Here is a 21,360-nt window from a genome sequence, read left to right as displayed (position 1 = left end):
AATCGGCAGGATGGGACGGTACCTATAATGGAAATCCATTGCCATCGAGTGATTACTGGTTTAGGGTAGAATATATGGAAGACGAAACCCCTAAAGAATTTAAAGGGCATTTTACCCTAAAAAGATAGAAATGTAAGAATACTTTCTTCATAAAAAAACTCCTAACAATCGTTAGGAGTTTTTTTATGAATTCAAATGTTGTTATAATGAGAAAGCTAATGTAAAAACTAGATTGCTATATACGGCGTTAACTGCAGCCGAGTCTGTAAGTCCAACCTGATATAATTGACGGTTCCTATCTTGTTCACTTCGCGAGTAGGCAAGGTCAAAGGTGTAGTTTCCGAAGTTATAACCAAAACCTAATGAAAATCCGTTAATATCTCCTACTGTTAATTCATTCTGATATGGACTTTCTTCATAGTGATATCCGCCACGAAGACTTAGGTTGTTAATGCGATATTCACCTCCCAATCTGTAAGTGCTGGCTCCTTTTAGAGTAGTTTCGATTAAAGAATTCTGAGTTGAAAAAAAGGGGTCATTTGTAGGACCAAATTCAATAGCTGAATAATCTTTGTATGAATAATCAAAGCTAATTAAGCCTTTCTTTCCAAAAATATAAGCGGCACTAGCAGCAATTTTGCCCGGGGTTTGCAAGTCATATTCTTGAAAAACATTTATTACCTGTGGGTCTACAGTTGCAATGAATGTTTGATCATTTTCAGTTCTTCTTGTTTCTAGAAATTGAGTTGTCTCTTCGGAAATAGTATACCAAGTAGGTGTATCGTAAGTAATACCTAATCTAAAGGAGTCGCCTAGTTTGGCAATGGCTCCTACTTGGGCAGAAAAACCAGCTCCCAAAACCGAAAGGTTATTCTGAAAAGCCACCTGATTTGTTGTGCTTCCGCTATTTGAGTTTGTTTCAAAGAGGAAATTACTTCGGTTATAGTCTATCGTATGAGAATTTAAATTTATTCCGAAGTAAAAATCATTACCGTATTGAGCTGCTGCGTTAAAAGTAAACTTACCATTGTAACCTTCTGTATTTACAGAAAATTCTTGATTAAAGCTTCCGTTGGCGATATTCGAAATGTATTCAGTATTATTTGGATCATTGGTAACAGGATCAAATATAAATCCCTGAAACCCTAAAAAAGCATTTTGAGCACTTACACCTTCAGTTTGCCCAAGAAATGCATATAAATCATCAATAGTTTCTCCTGCCTGAAGCTGTAAAAGGTCTAATGGAATTCCTTGTGCTTGGGCTAAAAAGAACTGCGCAATAGAAGTATTTCCTGTTCCTCGTACAAAGATCTCATCATCATAATTATTTGTATTGTCATAGTTTATACTCAACGTAAATTTTTTCCAACGGGATTCTTCATTTGGATTGGTAAATACAAATACTCCTCCTGCCTGATTTAAACTAAAATCGGTATCTACTCCAGTAGTAGTATTGTTAAAATATGTTGCATCATTTTCAGAATCATTTACAGCAAAAGAAATGGTAGCGCTATTCTGAATAAATATAGCACTTCCTGCAGGATTAATTCCTACTGAAGATAGATCCCCGCCAAGGGCGCCAAAAGCACCACTCATAGCCTGAAATCTTGCTGTTCCGTTAGTGTTGTCTGTGCTGTATCGCAAACCATCGGATACTGTTTGAGCAAACGAAAAGGTCACAGCTGTAAAAGCCATGACCGTAAAAATTATCTTTTTCATAAAATTATACTATTTGTTTTTTATCCGCGTCCTCCGCCTCTTCTTGAGCTTCCTCCACCTCTCGATGAAGATCCGCTTGACCTTGAGCTCCCTGAACTTCTAACAGTTCCTGAGCTTCTTGTTCTAGGAGAACTATTTCTAATACTTCTTGTGTTAGAACTTCTAGTTGGCGAATTTCTAATCGTTCTCGTATTGGATCTACGAGTTGGAGTGGATCTAATAACTCGCGTGTTTGAACTTCGGGTAGTATTAGTTCTTGTATTGCTATTTCGAATTCTACTCGTTGCAGCATTGATGCGGCGGGCACTTTCACCTCTTGTGTAAGAACCTCTTCCTGCAGTATTTGCATTTGTGCGACCGCTGTATCCACGACCTCTGCTGTAATCTGTATTTCTTCTTCCACGGTTATAAGCATACCCGTAACCGTTTCCGTAGCCATATCCATACCCGTAGCCATAATATCCACCATAAAAAGGATGTCCAAAACCATAATAAGGATTACCCCAGCCATAAAATCCACCATAATAAGGATTACCCCAACCAAAGCCGAAGCCTACATTCCAGTAAGGTTGATATCCAAAACCCCAATAATTGTTGTAAAATCCGAAAGGTCTGTTCCAAAATCCGCCATATCCGAATCCAGCATATCCAAATCCACCATTATTGTAAATATTTACAGTAACTTCATCGCTGTTGGTTCCCCAAGCACCATAGCCTTCATCATAATATCGCTCTTCAACCTCGATGTACCCTTCATCGTCAATTGTTTCGGTAGTTGAATACGCTTCAATATCTGTAAAAATAGCTCCGTCTTCTGGTAAGTTTTCAAAATCCTTGTCTTTGGATTCAAAATATTGTTTGTAGTAGTTGGATTTTCCGTTGGTATTTACTTCCGTTTCATAACCTACTGATTCGTCGCCGTAAATACCATCAGAGGTTCTATTTACCGAATCATTGTAGGTTCCGCAGGCACTAAAAAGTACCGTAAGAACACCCAACAAGAGAGCGGGTTTCAAATTTTTTAGGAGTGTGTATCGTGTATGCATAATTGCAGGAATTAATTGTTGTACGTTATAAAAATAAGTAATTTTGTATTCTATTACTAAACATTAACAAAGTCACAACATTTGTGCCAAACCCCGGAATATGGCTAAAAATTTAACTACACGCGAAGAAGATTATTCGAAATGGTATAATGAGTTGGTAATCAAGGCAGATCTTGCTGAAAACTCTGGGGTGCGAGGTTGTATGGTTATAAAACCCTACGGATTTGCAATTTGGGAAATGATGCAAAAAGAGCTTGATCGCATGTTTAAAGAGACGGGTCATGTAAACGCCTATTTTCCGCTTTTTATTCCTAAATCTTATTTTAGCAAAGAAGCTAGCCATGTAGATGGTTTTGCAAAAGAATGTGCTGTTGTAACTCATTACCGTTTAAAAAATGCGGAAGATGGAAGCGGTATTGTGGTTGATGAAGATGCAAAATTGGAAGAAGAACTCATTGTGCGTCCAACTTCAGAAACTATTATCTGGGACACATACAGAAAGTGGGTGCAATCCTATCGGGATTTGCCCTTATTAATTAATCAATGGGCAAATGTAGTGCGCTGGGAAATGCGTACACGACTATTTTTACGAACTACAGAATTTTTATGGCAGGAAGGACATACCGCGCATGCTACTAAAAAAGAAGCGATAGCAGAAGCAGAGCAAATGATGCATGTATACGCAGACTTTGTTGAGAATTTTATGGCAGTGCCTGTGATTAAAGGAGTGAAAACAGAAAGTGAACGGTTTGCCGGGGCATTAGAAACCTATTGTATAGAAGCATTAATGCAAGACGGTAAAGCACTTCAGGCAGGAACCTCTCATTTCTTAGGACAGAATTTTGCAAAAGCTTTTGATGTAAAGTTCGCAACTAAAGAAGGAAGTCAAGAATATGTTTGGGCAACTTCTTGGGGGGTTTCAACACGTTTAATGGGTGCTTTGATCATGACACATAGTGATGACAATGGTTTGGTATTGCCTCCTAATCTGGCTCCAGACCAAGTAGTGATCGTCCCTATTTATAGAAATGAAGAGCAGTTAGAAGCGGTGAGTGAAGTGGCAAATTCTATTATTAGTGATTTGAGGGTAAAAGGAATACGTGTTAAATTTGATAACAGAGATACACATAAACCTGGATGGAAGTTTAATGAATATGAACTGAAAGGAGTGCCAGTGCGAATTGCAATTGGTCCTAAGGATATTGAAAAGGGTACGGTCGAACTTGCGAGAAGGGATACTTTTGAAAAAATATTTATTGAAAAAGACAAAGTGGTCTCAAAGATTGAAACGTTATTAGAAGAGATCCAAGAAAATTTGTTGAGTAAAGCATTAGCGCATAGAGCTTCACATACAACTGAAGTTGATACGTATGAGGAGTTTAAAAAGGTTATAAAAGAGAAGGGTGGTTTTGTTTCTGCGCATTGGGATGGAACTAAAGAAACAGAAGAACGTATCAAAAATGAAACAAAAGCAACCATACGATGTATTCCATTAGATGCTAATACAAGCTCTGGAAGCTGTATGGTTACAGGAAAACCTTCAGAAAGAAGAGTGCTTTTTGCAAAGGCATATTAATTTTTTTTGAAAAAAGTTATTTTGAATTTGCACTATTCAAAATTAGTTGTATTTTTGCATCCGCTTAGGAACTATTTTAAGTTTCATAAAGTGGTTAGATTAACAAAATGGTCCGTTCGTCTAGGGGTTAGGACGCATGGTTTTCATCCATGTAACAGGGGTTCGATTCCCCTACGGACTACAAATTAAGATTTAAGAAAAGAAAATGGCAAATCACAAGTCGGCATTAAAAAGAATTAGAAGCAGCGAAACGAAGCGTTTACGTAACCGTTACCAACACAAAACTACGCGTAACGCTATCAAGAAATTGAAAGAGCTTACAGACAAGAAAGAGGCTGAGAAGTTTTTTCCAGAAGTTGTTTCTATGATTGACAAACTAGCTAAGAAAAATATTATCCATGATAATAAAGCAGGTCATTTAAAGTCACAAATGGCAAAGCATGTAGCTGCACTTTAAGTTGTCTTTCTTTTATGAAATTGAAAACTCTTACAGGAAACTGTAAGAGTTTTTTTATGGAATTAAACTATTGTAATCTCCATCGTTACGAGCAATATCTCTAACAATAGAGGAAGAGATGTGAGAATACTCTGGGCTGCTTATTAGAAAAATACTATCTACTCCATTTACCTTTTCATTTGCTTGCGCAATAGTTTGTTCATAATTGAAATCTGTAGTATTTCGTAAGCCTCTTAAGATATAATTTGCCTTTTGTTCTTTGCAAAATGCAGCAGTTAATCCTGTATAGTTTTTTACCATCACCTTCGCATCATTTTTAAACGCAGCTTCAATTTTGGATTTTCGTTCTTCCAATGTCCACATAGTTTGTTTGGCAGCATTGACACCTATAGCGATAATTATCTTATCAAATAGTGGTAATGCCCGTTGTATAATATCTACGTGTCCCAAGGTAATTGGGTCAAACGAACCTGGAAATACAGCAATTCTCATAGTTGTTCCCGCGTACGCGAGTATCTTTTAAGGGTTAGTGGTGTCAAATTATTCAATAAGCCATCAATAAACGACTTCTAAGATACAAATTTAGTTCCAGTATGTTGCGATGCAACCTATATAGTAAAATTTGATTAGCTATTTGCTAGTGCTTCTTCCACAAGAATACCAAAAAATGTTGTTAAATTCATTCCTGCCTCTTTTGCTTGCTTCGGAATGATACTTTCTTTAGAAAGTCCCGGAGTAGTATTAATTTCAATAAAATGCGGAATCCCATCTTGAATAATAAAATCACTACGAGTCACACCTTTCATATTGAGTAACTTATGAATCTTCTGTGCTTCAGACTTTACTTTTGTCGTTTCTTCTTCGGAAATACGAGCAGGAGTAATTTCTTGCGACTTTCCTAAATATTTTGCTTCATAGTCAAAGAAATCATTTTCTGAAACAATTTCAGTAGGATTGAAAACCTGTAAGGCTCCATTATGTGAATAGACTCCTACCGAAACTTCAGTTCCCTTAAGAGCTGTTTCTATAATCACTTCTGAATCTTCCTTAAAAGCTTTGGTAAATGCTGCATCGAAATCCTCTAAGGTTTTTACTTTAGAAATTCCGAAACTGGAACCAGCGCGATTGGGCTTTACGAAGCAAGGTAAACCTACTACTTTAACAATTTCTTGAGGAGTTATGTCACTTCCTTTATTAACGTAAACCGAATTTGCGCATTTGATTCCAAAATTTTTCAAGACCGATAAACAGTCACGTTTATTGAAGCTTAATGCAGCTTGATAGAATCCTGTACTTGTCTGCGGAATGTTCAGCAATTTGAAATAAGAAGCAAGGTGTCCATCCTCGCCAGGAGTTCCATGAACCGTATTAAAAACTACATCTGGTGTGATTTTCTTTCCGTCGTATGTAAAACTGAATGTACCTTTGTCTAGATCGTATTTTGTACCATCATGGGCTACGTAATACCATCCAGTTTTTAAAATATGCACTGCAAAAACATCATATTTATTTTTGTCAAGCATTTCGATTACAATTCCTCCGCTTAGCAAAGATATTTCATACTCGCTAGAGTAACCTCCCATAACTACTGCTACACACTTTTTTGCCATAACAAAAGTTTAAAACATACGTTTACGTTCTTACCAAATGTAATCTAATTCGGTCTAACAAAAATATCATTAATCCATAGAAAGATACTAACTTTAGGTTTACTATTTTTGTATTCTTAATCCTCAATGCATGACATTTTTAAAATTCTTAACTACCAAGGCATTTTTAAAGCAATTACTATTTGCTATTTTGGCAGTAATTATTCTCTGTTTCCTAGTTTTATGGTGGTTACGAAGTACCACAAATCACGGGGATACTATAGAAGTTCCTAGTCTGTCCAAGTTATCATTGGATAAAGTAGAAGATATTCTCGATGACAACGACTTGCGATATGAAATATTAGATTCGGCTAATTACAATCCAGATTTTCCAAAATACGCTGTTATTGAACAGATCCCAAAAGCTGGTAAATTTGTAAAAGAAGATCGAAAGATCTATTTGACATTAAATCCTTCAGGCTATAGAAAAATCAAAGTACCAGATGTCACCTCTAAGACCGAAAGGCAAGCAGTACCAACGTTGCTGGCTTCAGGATTTGAGATCGGTAAAATAAGTACTCGTCCGCACATAAGTGATCAGGTGCTGGAAATGCGCTACAACGGTACAAAATTGGAGCCTGGAACAGAACTTCAGAAAACTTCAAAAATTGATTTGATCATAGGTGACGGATCCAGAAACAGGGTTCAGGAATTTAGTGAAGATTCAGAAGAAAGTATAGACACCAACGAATTTTCTTCAGATGACGGAAACTAAACAATTTCCTGAGGATCCTAATGAGAACGGAGGTAATGATGATCTTTACGAGCACTTTAGATTTGTAGCAGATAAAGGTCAATCTCCATTGCGTGTGGATAAGTATCTTATGAATAAGGTAGAAAATGCTACTCGTAATAAAATTCAGAAGGCAGCCAAAGATGGTAATATTTATGTGAACGATGTTGTTGTAAAACAAAATTACAAAGTAAAAGCAAATGATATCGTCACAGTTCTTTTTGAACATCCGCCCTATGAGTTATTGCTGACTCCAGAAGATATTCCTATTGACATTGTTTATGAAGATGATGATGTATTGGTTGTAAACAAAGAGGCTGGAATGGTCGTGCATCCAGGGCATGGTAATTATAGTGGAACTTTAATTAACGCACTTACCTTTCATTTTGATAATCTCCCTAACAACTCGAGCAATCGACCAGGCTTGGTACATCGAATTGATAAAGATACCAGCGGATTATTAGTCGTAGCCAAGACTGAAGAGGCTATGACCCATTTGTCTCGTCAGTTTTTTAATAAGACGACCGAGCGGGAATACATTGCCATTGTTTGGGGAAATGTTGAAGAACAAGAAGGTACTATTGAAGGAAATATAGGGCGTCACCCTAAAAACAGACTTCAGAATACTGTTTTTCTTAATGACGATGATTTGGAGAAAGGGAAACCAGCCGTAACTCATTATAAAGTATTAGAAAATCTAGGGTATGTGACCTTGGTAAGTTGCAGATTAGAAACTGGACGTACGCACCAAATTCGGGTTCATATGAAGCATATAGGACATACGTTGTTTAATGATGAGCGGTATGGTGGTGACAAAATATTAAAGGGTACTACGTTTAGTAAATACAAACAATTTGTAGATAATTGTTTTAAGGTGTTACCCAGACAGGCCTTACATGCCAGAACATTAGGATTTGTGCATCCAACGACAGGAAAATTTATGAAATTTGAAGCAGATATACCAGAAGATATCGAAACTTGTCTGGATAGATGGCGTAACTACTCCAAGCATGTGATAGAATAAAAAAAGGCTAAGAATTTTCTTAGCCTTTTTAGTTACTTTGAAATAAACACAATTATTTAACAACCCATTTTGCTGTAAACGTTCTATGATTTCCAGAGATTGTTACTATGTATAAACCACTTCTTATGGCATCGGTACGCAATTCATAAGGATTGTTTTTTTCTAAAGAAATTTCTGCTGAAAATATAGATTTCCCATCGATACTTGAAATGTTTAACAATGCTGTTTCCATGTGTATTGGAACAGAAACTCTTAATAACCCCTCTGAAGGATTTGGAGATATAGTTAATGCTGCGTTTTTATCAAATTCATCAACTCCTGCAGTAGGTTCTGCCATTAAAAGTCCTTGACGGCTGTTAGAACCTTTATACCCATTACGAAGGATTTTATCTTCATTATATGGTACATCAAGGTTGTATACTGTAATATATGTATTGTCCATTCCAGTATTAAGATTAACCGAATTAGCTGTAAGATCCATCATTCCATCTCCGTCCACATCACCAATAACAGCTCCATTTAAAAAGGTAAATCCTTGTGGTCGTAGTGGAAAACCTGCTACTTCACCGCTTCCGTCCATTGAGTAGGCGTGTATGTAACCTACACCACTCATGTCTGTGATTACGCTTCCGAAGATAACTTCAAAGACTCCATCATTATTTATATCGGCTATCGTGATTACCCCTTCATTTCCTCCATATTTGGAAATAGGAAAATTTGGAAGAGCTGTACCATCGGCGTTAAAGCCAAACAAAGTTGGTAAGTCACTTCCATCATTACTTGTATTTCTATCTGCCATAAATAGCTCATAATTACCATCACTATCAGAGTCTACAACAGTAGGAGTAGAATAAGTCCATCCAGAGGTTGCAATAGGCCATCCGCTTTCGTAAGTTGCATCGTGGTTTAAAACGTAAAATCCTGGAGAATCTCCATGATTAGCTCCAACAATTTCAAGAGTTTCATCTCCATCCAAATCTACTAAGGTAGGCGATTGATAAGAATATCTTACGCCACTATCTACCAAAGGAAAACCAGATAGTAATTCACCATTACTGTTAAAGGCATACATTCCTGTTGAAGATGTTGCAATAACCACATCATTGAGTCCATCATCGTCAATATCTCCTATAGAAGGAGTAAAAGCAGGGGTGGCATTTAATTGCACCGGCCAACCGCTATTTATGGGAGTGCCATCGAGTTTTAAAGCGTGAACATACCCTTCGGTACTTCCTGCGCGTCTGCATGTGATAATGTCTAAATTTCCATCTTCATCAAGATCCACAACAACGGGAGCATTGATCATCCAATCATCGTCAAAATTTAATGGCCATCCTGCTAGGTCATTCCCTACATTATCTGTGACATATATTCTCCCTACCGTAGTTGGATATCCTGTATTTACAATTACTTCGGGAACATTATCGCCATCCAGATCAACAACGGTAGGAGGCAATAGAATAGGACCTTCAACGGTTTTTTGCCATAATATAGTGCCATCACCTTTTATTGCTAGAAGCTCTGTATCTGCTCCATAAATAATCTCCTGTATTCCATCTCCATCAAGATCTGCTAAAGTCGTACCCCGGGAGTTCTTCACCGCAGGATTTGCTGGCCAATCCAAAGAAAATAATTCAGAAGGCGGCTGTCTGTTTTCATTGTTCTGTGGAAGTTGGGGCGCATCAATGACAGTTGTACTAATTGTACCATCTTCATTAAGCACTGCTTTTCTTGCTTCTTGTGCATTTGTTTGAGCTAAGCCGAAACTTATTAAAAGGCTCCCTGCTAGTAATAGTTTTTTCATAGTTTGAGTTTTTTGATTTACTTTTAAATTTATTGATTATAGAAATTTCAATTAGTTAATTAAATGTTAATAGTATTAGGTCTATGCCTTCTACAAATTATTGACTTTCTTTATTTCTAAATAATGAATTGTTCTTAGCGGAAGCTTTTATAGTGACTATATATTATTATTTTTACTAAAAAGAATATACCTATGAAAATCGTAGTTTCCCCTGCAAAATCTCTAGACTTTGAAACCGACTTACCCACGACACGTGGCACGCAGCCTCTCTTTCTTTCTGAAGCTGAAACCATAAACGCTAAACTGGAACGAAAGTCGAAAAATGCCCTTAAAAAGTTAATGAGTATTAGTGATAATCTTGCCGAGTTAAATTATCACAGGTATAAAGAGTTTGAACTTCCATTTACAAAACAAAATTCACGTCCAGCCGTATATGCTTTTTCAGGAGATGTATATCAGGGATTGGATGCGTATTCGATACCTGATGCTAAAATAGATACACTTAACAGTACTCTCCGTATTTTAAGTGGGATGTATGGGGTGTTGAGGCCTTTGGATCTCATACAACCCTACAGGTTGGAAATGGGGACTGATTTAAAAATCAATCGTAAAAAAAATCTTTACGAATTCTGGGGTGATCAAGTTACAGAAGTTCTAAACAAAGAATTAGAAGAAGGTGAATTATTCCTTAATCTTGCGAGTCAGGAGTATTTTAAAGTAGTAAATACAGAGAAGTTGAAAGCTCCAATAGTATCTCCGGTCTTTAAGGATTTTAAGAATGGAAAGCTCAAAATTATTTCATTTTTTGCTAAAAAAGCTCGTGGGAGTATGGCGCGTTATGTAATCGATCACAATACAAAAACATTGCGAGGCCTTAAAGGTTTTGACTATGACGGATATGCTTATAGTGAAGCTCATACGGAACATGAAAATGAACCTGTTTTTATTCGATAGTACGTCTACTTGTTTTATCACCATCATCCATATGAACCGTTTATTCCTAAAAACACTACAAAGCTAATTGTTGGCACACTGCCACCGCCACGATTTACCACAGGCGATTTAAAAGAAGGAGATGTTCACTTTTGTTACGGAAGCAGAGACGGTCAGCTATGGCCAATTCTAGATACCATCTTTAAACTAGATCTTATTTTTGAGACTACAGAAGCTGCTATTGCGCAACGAAAAGATTTTTTAGCTTCAAAAGGTATAGGAATTTGTGATATAGTAGCTTCAGCAAAACGGGAGAAGATAGATGCCAGTGATCTGGGAATGCAGGATGTTGAACTTCGTGATGTAGTTTCGGTGCTAGAAGAACATTCAGCAATTACTACACTGCTTTTTACAGGTGGGAACAGTAAGAACGGTCCAGAATACTTTTTCAGAAGACATTTAAAAAGCTATGGATTGAAACTTCAGCTAGAAAATTATACCATTCCTAGGATTCATTCCTTCGTATTATCAACATCACTTCGGAAAATCACTACGGTGTCATTAACCGCCCCAAGTGGAGCAGCCAATAGAGCAGTAGGAGCATTACAAGAATACAAGACTCTTAAAAAGAAATATCCGGAAATGACGACGATCGATTTCCGGATAGTACAATATAAAAAATTCTTTTGTTCTTAAGGTTCTAAGGTAAAGACTTCAAGAGGTGCATTATTACTTACGACCATATAATTTTGCTTGCCGTTGATAGTGATAGGAGTAATGTCTTTTGCATCACTGTTAATATTAGGGTCAAATTCTTTAGCGTGTTCAAAATTACCCTTTCCATCACCTAACAGTACATATCCAAAATTACTGTCATAGCGTATGGTTTCAACCTCTGCATCGTAAATAGCGCCTATCCCCATAATATCCAAATGGCCGTCGCTATTAAAATCTCTGGCAACAAAAGAGAGGGTAGGTCCTAATTGGGCTACGTTAGAAAGTTTTTTGACTTTAAAGGTTCCATTGCCTAAGTTTTCAACATAGGCTGTTTCAAACATGTGGACGGTACGTTTATACGCGTCATTCAATTTATCTTCCCCGTAGATATCATTCATGTCAAGGCTGGCAAATTCTTTATAGGTTTTAATTTTATCAAGTAAGAACGGATTTTGTTCACTACTACATTCCTTCCCTCGTACCGGAACCAGTTTTCCATTGTTTATTTTACTCATCGCCACATCAAAGCTTCCGTTATCATCGAAGTCTTTTCCGTAGATATATAGTGGCTTATCTTCTTTAGGCTGAAACTTATTGTTCTTACCAATATTTCCCAGCATATAATCTGTGTCACCATCGCCGTCAAAATCTCCTTCCTGTACTGCAAACCACCAACCTTCGGTATTCTCCAGTCCTGTAGTGGTTGCTTTTTCGAAGCTTCCGTTGGTGTTTTTAAACAGGGTAGGAGCCATCCATTCGCCCACGACCATAAGATCGAGATCTCCATCACTGTCATAATCTGTAAAGAGCGCGTCGCTAATCATTCCAATTTCATTCAAGTCTTGATTAGAGGGAGTAGCATCTTTAAATGTTCCGTTGTCGTTTTTCAGCAGAAACGATTGAGGGGCTACAGGATATTTTGCTGGGATTACATTACCTCCTACAAATAGATCAAGATCACCGTCTCCATCATAATCTCCTGCGGCAATACTTTTACCAGAGATAAGCATTTTGGGTAACGCATTGGATTTTGAAAAGCTTCCGTTATTGTTGATATACAACCTATCTTGAAGCAATGGATTGTTTTCACCAATTTCATACCCAGCACTTACTACATATAGATCTTGATCGCCGTCTCCATCTGCATCAAAGAAGAGCGCATTAGCATCTTCGTACTTGGCTTCAGCTTTCCAAAGTGATTCGTTTTGTTTGCTGAAGGTTCCATCTGCTTTCTGAAAGTACATAGCTGCAGGAGCTCCGGCAGCATTCCCTACAAAGAAATCTTCTAGTCCATCACCATTTACATCTGCTTTTACAATACCTGTTCCTTTAGTAGATTGCTTTTGTGGGATCAACAACTGAAGGTCATAGTCATTAAACTCATTTTCCTGCTGCCTATAATCAAGACCCAAGGAAGCCACATCTGTATTTTTCTTTTTATTGGTTACAGTTGGTAAAGCCAATCGTTCATTGGTAGCTTGGCTATAGTCAATTGTGAGTCTTTGATTGGCTTTTGGATTTGTAATGGTAGTAGTTTTTCCATCAGGCCATTGCACATATACATTTTTAATGGTAGGATTTTGTCCTAATCCAAAATTCAAAATAGGTGTTACCGAAGACTCATAGCCTCTTGCAGTATATAATTCTTGTAGTTGAATATTATTAGCATCTTCCACATATACTCTAGCTCCTATACCTAAGGGATTATTTTTTTGTCCTTGAATTTTAATTTGAAGATAATTATTGTTTACGTTATTTCTATAAATTGCTGCTTCATCGTTAGCATTATTAACAATCAAGTCGAGATCTCCATCATTATCAAGATCTGCATAAGCGGCACCATTCGAGAAAGAAGGATCGTCAAGTCCCCATTCTTCAATTTTTTTACTGAAGTTTAGATCTCCCTCATTTTTATAAATGTAATTGTTAAGTTTTTCAGAAGGAAACATAGCTAAAACGTCTTCCAACGAAATCGACTTACCCGATTTATTCAAAGTCTTTATATTGTTTCTAAAATCCTGATTGGTATGATCCTTAACAACACCATTGGTTATAAATATGTCCTTAAGTCCATCATTGTCAAAATCTGCGAGTAAGGGAGCCCAGCTCCAGTCTGTTTTTACAACCCCACTTAATTGGGATGTTTCTTTAAATGTTCCATTCCCATTATTAATATGAAGCATATTCGCCATATAGGCATGGTGATACCCTATATCTACCATGGCGTTAAAGTTGGCAGTGCTCATGGAAGCCATATTTTCTTTTGATCTCGCATAATTTTCAGCAAGCATATCAACGTTGATTATATCTGGCAATAAATCGTTATTAATATCTGCATAATCAACACCCATGCTATTAAAAGAAATATGTTTTAAGCTTGAATTGATTGTATTCTTAAATGTACCATCCTGCTGGTTGATATACATAAAATCTGGCTCCAGATAATCATTGGCTACATAAATATCTTCCCAACCATCATTGTTATAATCTCCTATAGCAGCACCAAGACCCCATGCTTTATTGTAAAGACCTGCCTCTCCTGTTACTTTGGTGAAACGAGTACCGTCATTACGATACAATTGATCACTGGTTATTTCCTCTATTTGAGCTTGTATTTCACCGCTGATTCTGGAATTATTCTTAAAATCGTATCTGAAGTTTACAATATATAAGTCAAGATCACCATCTTTGTCGTAATCCAGCTGGTAGACTTGAGTAGAAAATCCTGGATCATCTAACCCCCAGAGAGCAGCTTCTTCTTTAAAAGTTCCGTCTTTTTGATTGATAAATAATTTGTTACGTCTCTTTTCATCGTTACCTAACGAAGCTGCCTTACAAACATAGATATCTAGCCATCCATCACTATTAATGTCCAGCATGTTTGCAGAGGTATCGTACCCATCTGTTTCACCAGTCTTTGAAGTAGTAGTTATGTCTTCAAATTCAAAACTTCCTTTGTTTTTGTATAGCTTATTTGAAAACTGATTTGAAACTAAATAAATATCTTCTAATCCATCATTATCAATGTCGCCTACTGCTACACCAGCCCCAGAATAGATATTCGGGTAATTTAAAAAATTGAACTCATAGCTTTCTACTATATCATTTTTAAAAGTAATCCCAGAAGTTGAGGAGGTAATTTTAGTAAATAATGTAGAAGCAGAATCTGTATAATTTCCAGTTCTTATATCATCTTTATTTTTAGAACATCCAAATAGACTGAGAGCAACTAATAGTACACAAATTTTTTTCATTTTTTTAGCTTAAGGTTCTAAGGTAAAGACTTCAAGAGGTGCATTATTACTTACGACCATATAATTTTGCTTGCCGTTGATAGTGATAGGAGTAATGTCTTTTGCATCACTGTTAATGTTAGGGTCAAATTCTTTAGCGTGTTCAAAATTACCCTTTCCATCACCTAGTAGTACATATCCAAAATTACTGTCATAGCGTATGGTTTCAACCTCTGCATCGTAAATGGCGCCTATCCCCATAATATCCATATGGCCGTCGCTATTAAAATCTCTGGCAACAAAAGAGAGGGTAGGTCCTAATTGGGCTACGTTAGAAAGTTTTTTGACTTTAAAGGTTCCATTGCCTAAGTTTTCAACATAGGCTGTTTCAAACATGTGGACGGTACGTTTATACGCGTCATTCAATTTATCTTCCCCGTAGATATCATTCATGTCAAGGCTGGCAAATTCTTTATAGGTTTTAATTTTATCAAGTAAGAACGGATTTTGTTCACTACTACATTCCTTCCCTCGTACCGGAACCAATTTTCCATTGTTTATTTTACTCATGGCCACATCAAAGCTTCCGTTATCATCGAAGTCTTTTCCGTAGATATATAGTGGCTTATCTTCTTTAGGCTGAAACTTATTGTTCTTACCAATATTTCCCAGCATATAATCTGTGTCACCATCGCCGTCAAAATCTCCTTCCTGTACTGCAAACCACCAACCTTCGGTATTCTCCAGTCCTGTAGTGGTTGCTTTTTCGAAGCTTCCGTTGGTGTTTTTAAACAGGGTAGGAGCCATCCATTCGCCCACGACCATAAGATCGAGATCTCCATCACTGTCATAATCTGTAAAGAGCGCGTCGCTAATCATTCCAATTTCATTCAAGTCTTGATTAGAGGGAGTAGCATCTTTAAATGTTCCGTTGTCGTTTTTCAGCAGAAACGATTGAGGGGCTACAGGATATTTTGCTGGGATTACATTACCTCCTACAAATAGATCAAGATCACCGTCTCCATCATAATCTCCTGCGGCAATACTTTTACCAGAGATAAGCATTTTGGGTAACGCATTGGATTTTGAAAAGCTTCCGTTATTGTTGATATACAACCTATCTTGAAGCAATGGATTGTTTTCACCAATTTCATACCCAGCACTTACTACATATAAGTCTTGATCGCCGTCTCCATCTGCATCAAAGAAGAGCGCATTAGCATCTTCGTACTTGGCTTCAGCCTTCCAAAGTGATTCGTTTTGTTTGCTGAAGGTTCCATCTGCTTTCTGAAAGTACATAGCTGCAGGAGCTCCGGCAGCATTCCCTACAAAGAAATCTTCTAGTCCATCACCATTTACATCTGCTTTTACAATACCTGTTCCTTTAGTAGATTGCTTTTGTGGGATCAACAACTGAAGGTCATAGTCATTAAACTCATTTTCCTGCTGCCTATAATCAAGTCCCAAGGAAGCCACATCTGTATTTTTCTTTTTATTGATTACAGTTGGTAAAGCCAATCGTTCATTGGTAGCTTGGCTATAGTCAATTGTGAGTCTTTGATTGGCTTTTGGATTTGTAATGGTAGTAGTTTTTCCATCAGGCCATTGCACATATACATTTTTAATGGTAGGATCTTGTCCTAATCCAAAATTCAAAATAGGTGTTACCGAAGACTCATAGCCTCTTGCAGTTTGTTGCTCTAAAAGTTGAATGGCTCCATCATTTTCAACCCAAACTTTTGTGCCTAATGCTTGTTTGTTTTTTTCAGGACCAATTAATTTAAACTGTACATAATTATTGTTAGAATTGTTTCTGTAAATTCCAGCAGGATCATATAAATTATTTATTATAAGGTCGAGATCCCCGTCATTGTCAAGATCTGCATAGGCAGCGCCATTTGAATAAGTAGGATCATTGACGCCCCATTCCTCTATTTTTTTTGTAAAATTTAAATCTCCTTCGTTTTTGTAAATAAAATTTTGCATCCTAGAAGTCGGCATCATTTCAAGCACTTCATCAAGCGTTCGGCTTTCACCTTTTGCCATAATTTCTCTCATTTTAGTTCGTGCATCTTGATTTGTATAATCTCTATCAACACCATTCGCTACGAAAATATCCTTAAGACCGTCATTATCAAAATCGGCTAACAAAGGAGCCCAGCTCCAGTCTGTTTTTACAACCCCACTTAATTGTGATGTTTCTATAAAATTTCCTTTTCCCTTATTTATATGAAGCATGTTCGCCATATAGGCATGATGATAGCCAATGTCGACCATAGCATTAAAATTTGCTGTACTCATCGAAGCCATATTTTCTTTGGCTCTAGCATAATTTTCAGAAAGCATATCTACGGTAATTAAATCCTGTGAAAGATCATTATTCAAGTCTGCAAAATCGCTTCCCATACAATTTGTAGAGATATGTTTAATTCTTTTCAAAATTTCATTTTTAAAAGTACCGTCTTTCTGATTAATATATAATACATCTGGTTCCAGAAAATCGTTCGCAATAAAAATATCATCCCATCCATCTTCATTAAAATCTGATACCACTGCGCTAAGGCCCCAAGCTTTATTATAGAGACCTGTTTCACCTGTTACTTTTGTAAATTTAGTGCCATCATTACGGTATAATTGGTCACTTGTAGTTTCTTCAATTTGTAATTGAATATCGCTATTAATTTTATCGTTATTATTAAAATCGTATCTATGATTAACAACGTAAATATCAAGATCGCCATCTTTATCATAATCTAGCTGATAGGCCTGTGTTGAAAATCCAGAATCATCTAATCCCCAGATTGCTGCTTCTTCTTTAAAAGTCCTGTCTTTCTGATTGATAAATAGTTTATTTTTCCTTCCATTGTCATTGCCCAAAGAACCGGCTTTACAAACATAGATATCCAGCCAGCCATCATTATTGATGTCCAGCATGCTTACACCAGTAGAAAATCCACCAAAATCCTCTGTTTTAGAGCTTTCAGTTATATCTTCAAAAGATAGATCTCCTTTATTGATATAAAGTTTATTTGATTCGAAATTGGAGGAAAAATACAAGTCTTCTAATCCGTCGTTGTCTATATCACCTACTGCCACACCAGCTCCTGTGTAGATATACATATAATTCATAAAATTGAAGTCTACACTTTGTTGGATATTGTTCTTAAAATAAATGTTCGTTTCGTCTGCTTTTATTTTTGTAAATAAGGTAGTAGCACTGTTTGTAAGATCACCTGTTTTACTAGTATTTTCTTTTTTACATGATACTATGCTTAAAACTATAAGAAGTATCAAAGAATAGAATGATTTCATAAAATAATCTTAAAATTGTTAACATTACAAATATATAAAAGTAGGATCGTTTTTTAATATTTGATATAAATTTTAATAGAGATAGACTTTGAGAGCTGCCAATGCCCTGATTGCTAAAGTTGTTATCAAATAAAAAAAGTTATAATTTTATTTTGTTTTGTTTTATTTTTTATATCTTGCGTACTTAAATATTAACTAAATTTTACAATTTATTATGAAAAAAATTACTTTAAATTTATTAGCGTTGCTGGTAAGCTGCTGTATATGGCAGGTAAGCGCGCAGACCTTTCCTGGTGCAGATGTCTCGACTGTTATCATTGATAATGTGGTTGATGGTGATTGTGGAGAAACAGCAACTAATGTTAATAGTGCTGCGGATGCGTCGTCACTTTCAGGAAACATTGGAACAGGAGTAGGGGACTATACTCTCGATAATGTAAACCTGACGGTAAATCATACTTGGACCGATGTAGACATTACACTTACTTCTCCTATGGGGACTACATTAGCATTAGTGAATGGTAGTGGCGGTACGGGTACATTTACCAACGTTACTTTTGATGACAGTGCTGCAACGACAAGTTCTGGAGCTTCTAGTACTGGCGGTACATTTATTCCAGTTGGAGGCACTTTTGCAAGTACTTTTGCTGGTCAACCTGTAAGTGGTAACTGGACATTGAATGTGGCGGAAACATTTGAGGGTGCTGGATGTGGTTCATTAACAGACTATAGTATAACTTTCTCTGAAATTTTACCTCCACCCCCTGCAGGTGCGAGTTGTGCTAGTGATGATACGATGGCTACGCTGCCAGTTTTGATTCCAGCTATGATGCCTGGCGAATCAATTAGTGTGACTGTTACTGAAACACAAATGGGTATCATTGGTGAAGACACCAATCAATTTGAATTTGTAAACGCTTTCTTTGATACATTTCAACATGACACTGCTAATGAGTTAGTTGTTACTTTAACTGCTCCAGATGGTACAACCACGGTAACTCTTTTTGCTAATGATGGTGGTGCAGATGGTTTAGACCTTCCTCAATCTTTTTCTATTGAAGACGGTGGTAGTGATGTTAACGATTGGAATGATGCAGCTTCTTATAATCCTCCATTTGAGGCTGAAGGTGGTCCTTTCAATGGTGAAATAGGTGGTGCATTTCAAGGTGTTGAAATCAATGGAGACTGGACTTTGACTATCACTAATGGTGGTAACTCAGGAGGTTCTTTAAATGATTTTTGTCTTTTATTTCAAGACAGAGGCCTTGTAGGAACTGTTCCTGTAATCTCTTGTCCAGAAGCTATTCCAGGAATGGGGCCAGATGGTACTTTAACTGTAGATAACGATCCTGGACAATGTGGTGCTGTGATCTCTTTCTCTGATGCTTCTGCAGTAGATGCTGAAGATGGACCACTTACCGTTACAAGAACAGACATGACTGGACTTAATTCAGATGATGAATTTCCAGTAGGAACAACAGTACTTACTTTTGAAGCTACAGATAGTGATGGAAACACTGTATCTTGTGATTTTACAGTAGTTGTAAATGATGTAGATGCTCCAACAGTTACATGTCCAGACGATATTACAGTAGGGAATGACACAGGAGATTGTGGTGCAATTGTAACAGTACCAGCTCCAGTATTTATGGATAACTGTCCTGTTGATCCTGCAGATGTAACAAACGATTATAACGCAGGTGGCGCAGATGCTACAGATTTCTACCCATTAGGAACTACAACCGTAACATATTCTTATACAGATTCTGGTGCTAACACAATTACGTGTTCAGTAGACATTACAGTGGAAGACACAGAAGCTCCAGTAATTGCTTGTGAAGGTGCATTTACTGCTTCTCCAGCTACCGTTTCAGTTTCTCCTGGAGCTCCAATTGGACCAGCTTCTAGTGTAGATTATACGCAGACTTTTGATGTATCTTTAGATACTACTATAGAAGACCTTAATGTTAATCTTGATATTAATCATACTTGGACTGGTGATTTAGAAATTACATTAACTTCTCCAATGGGAACTAGTGTTGTAATATTTGATGATGGTTGTAGAGGAGATGACTTAGTTATGACTTTAGATGATGAATCTCCAAATGTATTAGCAGGGAATTGTGTGGATGTTAATCCAGGACAAGCTTTTGCAGAAGATAATTATCAACCAACAAATCCATTAGCTGCATTTATTGGTGAGCCTACAATGGGTACTTGGACAATGTTTATAGATGATCAAGTAGGTGGTGATGGAGGAACCGTTAACACACTAGGTCTTGTATTTAGTTTTGACGATAGTAATCCACCAACACCGTTCCCAGTAACTTTGATGGCAGATGGTACTGCAACTATTCCTGCTGCAGATTTAGTTGTTGCAACAGATAACTGTGGGCCTGTTACAATTACAGCGGGTGGACCTGCACCAACGTGTGCTTCAGCTAATCCTGGACCATTAGATAATGGAGCTGGATTCTTAAATGTCAATATTTTCGCTAATGATTTTACAGTAGATCCTAATACTAATTTTATTCTTAGAGATATGGATGTAATCTTTATTGCTGGAAATGGTGTGCAATTCCCGAGTGTTGATGTAACTTATTATGAAGACAATGCTGGTATTCCTGGTGCTCAGATTGGTTCTGAAACGATAGTTCCTACTGAAACAGAACGAATTCCTGCACCTCTTGGTATTACTGCATTCGATGAGATTAGATATAATTTAGATGTTACTGATTTTACTTTTGCTAATGCAAGTACTACAGATGTTGCAACCTATTGGATAGGTGTTACATCGGTTTCAACTGCAGGGGGTAATAATGGCTTCTTTGCAACCAATAGTTTATCTGTGATGGGTGCATTTATGCAGTCTAGTAATGATGGTGGTACTACTTGGACACTTACTGCAGCAGGTCCTGCAGATGGTATTTATAGTTTTAATGGATTATGTATCGATGCTTCAGCAGATCCAACAATGGTGAGCTTCACATGTGAAGACGTAGGAAGTAATGATGTTGAGATCACGGTGGTTGATGATGCTGGAAACGTAAGTACTTGTACTGCTGTTGTTGAAGTTACTGATGATACAGCTCCAGAATTAGTATGCATGGACTTTACAATTGAATTGGATGACAACGGTGTAGCTACATTAGATCCT

Annotated in this window: 15 protein-coding genes and 1 tRNA gene; 9 read left to right on the top strand and 7 right to left on the bottom strand. The window is 37.0% G+C overall.

Translation table 11 applies throughout. The features are described from left to right. Positions 1–128, top strand: a 128-nt coding sequence (locus ACFQO1_RS13020; RefSeq protein WP_380218154.1) for a T9SS type B sorting domain-containing protein, incomplete at its 5' end; no start/stop codon positions are given. A 73-nt stretch (positions 129–201) separates the two neighbouring features. Here ACFQO1_RS13020 and ACFQO1_RS13015 read toward each other — a convergent pair. Both ACFQO1_RS13015 and ACFQO1_RS13010 read right to left on the bottom strand, forming a co-directional pair. Beyond that, on the bottom strand, positions 202–1,719 hold the full coding sequence (locus ACFQO1_RS13015) for an OmpP1/FadL family transporter (protein ID WP_380218606.1): 1,518 nt from the start codon (positions 1,717–1,719) through the stop codon (positions 202–204). A 20-nt stretch (positions 1,720–1,739) separates the two neighbouring features. Then, complete coding sequence (locus ACFQO1_RS13010; protein ID WP_380218605.1) at positions 1,740–2,735, bottom strand: hypothetical protein; 996 nt, start codon at positions 2,733–2,735, stop codon at positions 1,740–1,742. Between the two features lie 130 nt (positions 2,736–2,865). Between ACFQO1_RS13010 and proS the strand changes: the two genes are divergently transcribed. The 3 genes from proS to rpsT all read left to right on the top strand — a co-directional run bounded on the left by proS (position 2,866) and on the right by rpsT (position 4,798). Then, positions 2,866–4,341, top strand: a complete 1,476-nt coding sequence (gene proS / locus ACFQO1_RS13005) for a proline--tRNA ligase (protein ID WP_380218604.1) — start codon at positions 2,866–2,868, stop codon at positions 4,339–4,341. 109 nt (positions 4,342–4,450) lie between these two features. Continuing rightward, positions 4,451–4,522 (top strand) — tRNA-Glu (locus ACFQO1_RS13000). A gap of 24 nt (positions 4,523–4,546) precedes the next feature. Further along, positions 4,547–4,798, top strand: coding sequence for a 30S ribosomal protein S20 (rpsT, locus tag ACFQO1_RS12995; RefSeq protein WP_380218603.1), 252 nt, complete (start codon positions 4,547–4,549; stop codon positions 4,796–4,798). Between the two features lie 54 nt (positions 4,799–4,852). Here rpsT and coaD read toward each other — a convergent pair whose 3' ends face one another. Both coaD and ACFQO1_RS12985 read right to left on the bottom strand, forming a co-directional pair. Next, entirely contained in the window at positions 4,853–5,290 is a 438-nt protein-coding gene (coaD, locus tag ACFQO1_RS12990) for a pantetheine-phosphate adenylyltransferase (protein ID WP_380218602.1), read from the bottom strand. Between the two features lie 134 nt (positions 5,291–5,424). Further along, positions 5,425–6,408, bottom strand: coding sequence for a D-alanine--D-alanine ligase (locus ACFQO1_RS12985; RefSeq protein WP_380218601.1), 984 nt, complete (start codon positions 6,406–6,408; stop codon positions 5,425–5,427). 130 nt (positions 6,409–6,538) lie between these two features. On the opposite strand from ACFQO1_RS12985, the gene ACFQO1_RS12980 reads away from it, so the two are divergent. Then, positions 6,539–7,162, top strand: coding sequence for a PASTA domain-containing protein (locus tag ACFQO1_RS12980; protein ID WP_380218600.1), 624 nt, complete (start codon positions 6,539–6,541; stop codon positions 7,160–7,162). Then, complete coding sequence (locus ACFQO1_RS12975) at positions 7,149–8,204, top strand: RluA family pseudouridine synthase (protein WP_380218598.1); 1,056 nt, start codon at positions 7,149–7,151, stop codon at positions 8,202–8,204. The genes ACFQO1_RS12980 and ACFQO1_RS12975 overlap by 14 nt, the downstream gene beginning before the upstream one ends. A gap of 52 nt (positions 8,205–8,256) precedes the next feature. Here the strand turns inward: ACFQO1_RS12975 and ACFQO1_RS12970 are convergent, their stop codons facing one another. Beyond that, positions 8,257–10,008 (bottom strand): T9SS type A sorting domain-containing protein, encoded by a 1,752-nt coding sequence (locus ACFQO1_RS12970; protein WP_380218597.1) that lies wholly within the window; start codon positions 10,006–10,008, stop codon positions 8,257–8,259. A 192-nt stretch (positions 10,009–10,200) separates the two neighbouring features. On the opposite strand from ACFQO1_RS12970, the gene yaaA reads away from it, so the two are divergent. Together yaaA and ACFQO1_RS12960 are read left to right on the top strand one after the other, a co-directional pair. Continuing rightward, positions 10,201–10,962 carry a peroxide stress protein YaaA gene (yaaA, locus tag ACFQO1_RS12965; RefSeq protein ID WP_380218595.1) on the top strand — a complete coding sequence of 254 codons (762 nt, stop codon included), beginning with the start codon at positions 10,201–10,203 and terminating at the stop codon, positions 10,960–10,962. Positions 10,963–10,971: 9 nt separating this feature from the next. Further along, positions 10,972–11,637, top strand: coding sequence for a uracil-DNA glycosylase family protein (locus ACFQO1_RS12960; RefSeq protein ID WP_380218594.1), 666 nt, complete (start codon positions 10,972–10,974; stop codon positions 11,635–11,637). Here ACFQO1_RS12960 and ACFQO1_RS12955 read toward each other — a convergent pair. Next, positions 11,634–14,912 (bottom strand): VCBS repeat-containing protein, encoded by a 3,279-nt coding sequence (locus ACFQO1_RS12955; protein WP_380218593.1) that lies wholly within the window; start codon positions 14,910–14,912, stop codon positions 11,634–11,636. The genes ACFQO1_RS12960 and ACFQO1_RS12955 overlap by 4 nt on opposite strands. Positions 14,913–14,921: 9 nt before the next feature. Beyond that, positions 14,922–18,203: a VCBS repeat-containing protein gene (locus ACFQO1_RS12950; protein ID WP_380218592.1), complete on the bottom strand. Its 3,282-nt coding sequence runs from the start codon at positions 18,201–18,203 to the stop codon at positions 14,922–14,924. A gap of 214 nt (positions 18,204–18,417) precedes the next feature. On the opposite strand from ACFQO1_RS12950, the gene ACFQO1_RS12945 reads away from it, so the two are divergent. After that, on the top strand, positions 18,418–21,360 hold a 2,943-nt coding region (locus ACFQO1_RS12945), incomplete at its 3' end, for a proprotein convertase P-domain-containing protein (protein WP_380218591.1).

Origin of the sequence: Jejudonia soesokkakensis (genome assembly GCF_042664795.1) — a bacterium.
GTDB classification, from domain to species: domain Bacteria; phylum Bacteroidota; class Bacteroidia; order Flavobacteriales; family Flavobacteriaceae; genus Jejudonia; species Jejudonia soesokkakensis.
Note: the sequence above shows the minus strand (reverse complement) of the source record. Positions and strands in the feature narration are given on the sequence as shown.

What these genes read in the sequence shown, in the direction of transcription:
- ACFQO1_RS13015 (WP_380218606.1), bottom strand. Translation starts at nt 1,719, where the DNA reads ATGAAAAAGATAATTTTTACGGTCATGGCTTTTACAGCTGTGACCTTT.
- proS (WP_380218604.1), top strand. Translation starts at nt 2,866, where the DNA reads ATGGCTAAAAATTTAACTACACGCGAAGAAGATTATTCGAAATGGTAT.
- rpsT (WP_380218603.1), top strand. Translation starts at nt 4,547, where the DNA reads ATGGCAAATCACAAGTCGGCATTAAAAAGAATTAGAAGCAGCGAAACG.
- coaD (WP_380218602.1), bottom strand. Translation starts at nt 5,290, where the DNA reads ATGAGAATTGCTGTATTTCCAGGTTCGTTTGACCCAATTACCTTGGGA.
- ACFQO1_RS12985 (WP_380218601.1), bottom strand. Translation starts at nt 6,408, where the DNA reads ATGGCAAAAAAGTGTGTAGCAGTAGTTATGGGAGGTTACTCTAGCGAG.
- ACFQO1_RS12980 (WP_380218600.1), top strand. Translation starts at nt 6,539, where the DNA reads ATGACATTTTTAAAATTCTTAACTACCAAGGCATTTTTAAAGCAATTA.
- ACFQO1_RS12975 (WP_380218598.1), top strand. Translation starts at nt 7,149, where the DNA reads ATGACGGAAACTAAACAATTTCCTGAGGATCCTAATGAGAACGGAGGT.
- ACFQO1_RS12970 (WP_380218597.1), bottom strand. Translation starts at nt 10,008, where the DNA reads ATGAAAAAACTATTACTAGCAGGGAGCCTTTTAATAAGTTTCGGCTTA.
- yaaA (WP_380218595.1), top strand. Translation starts at nt 10,201, where the DNA reads ATGAAAATCGTAGTTTCCCCTGCAAAATCTCTAGACTTTGAAACCGAC.
- ACFQO1_RS12955 (WP_380218593.1), bottom strand. Translation starts at nt 14,912, where the DNA reads ATGAAAAAAATTTGTGTACTATTAGTTGCTCTCAGTCTATTTGGATGT.
- ACFQO1_RS12950 (WP_380218592.1), bottom strand. Translation starts at nt 18,203, where the DNA reads ATGAAATCATTCTATTCTTTGATACTTCTTATAGTTTTAAGCATAGTA.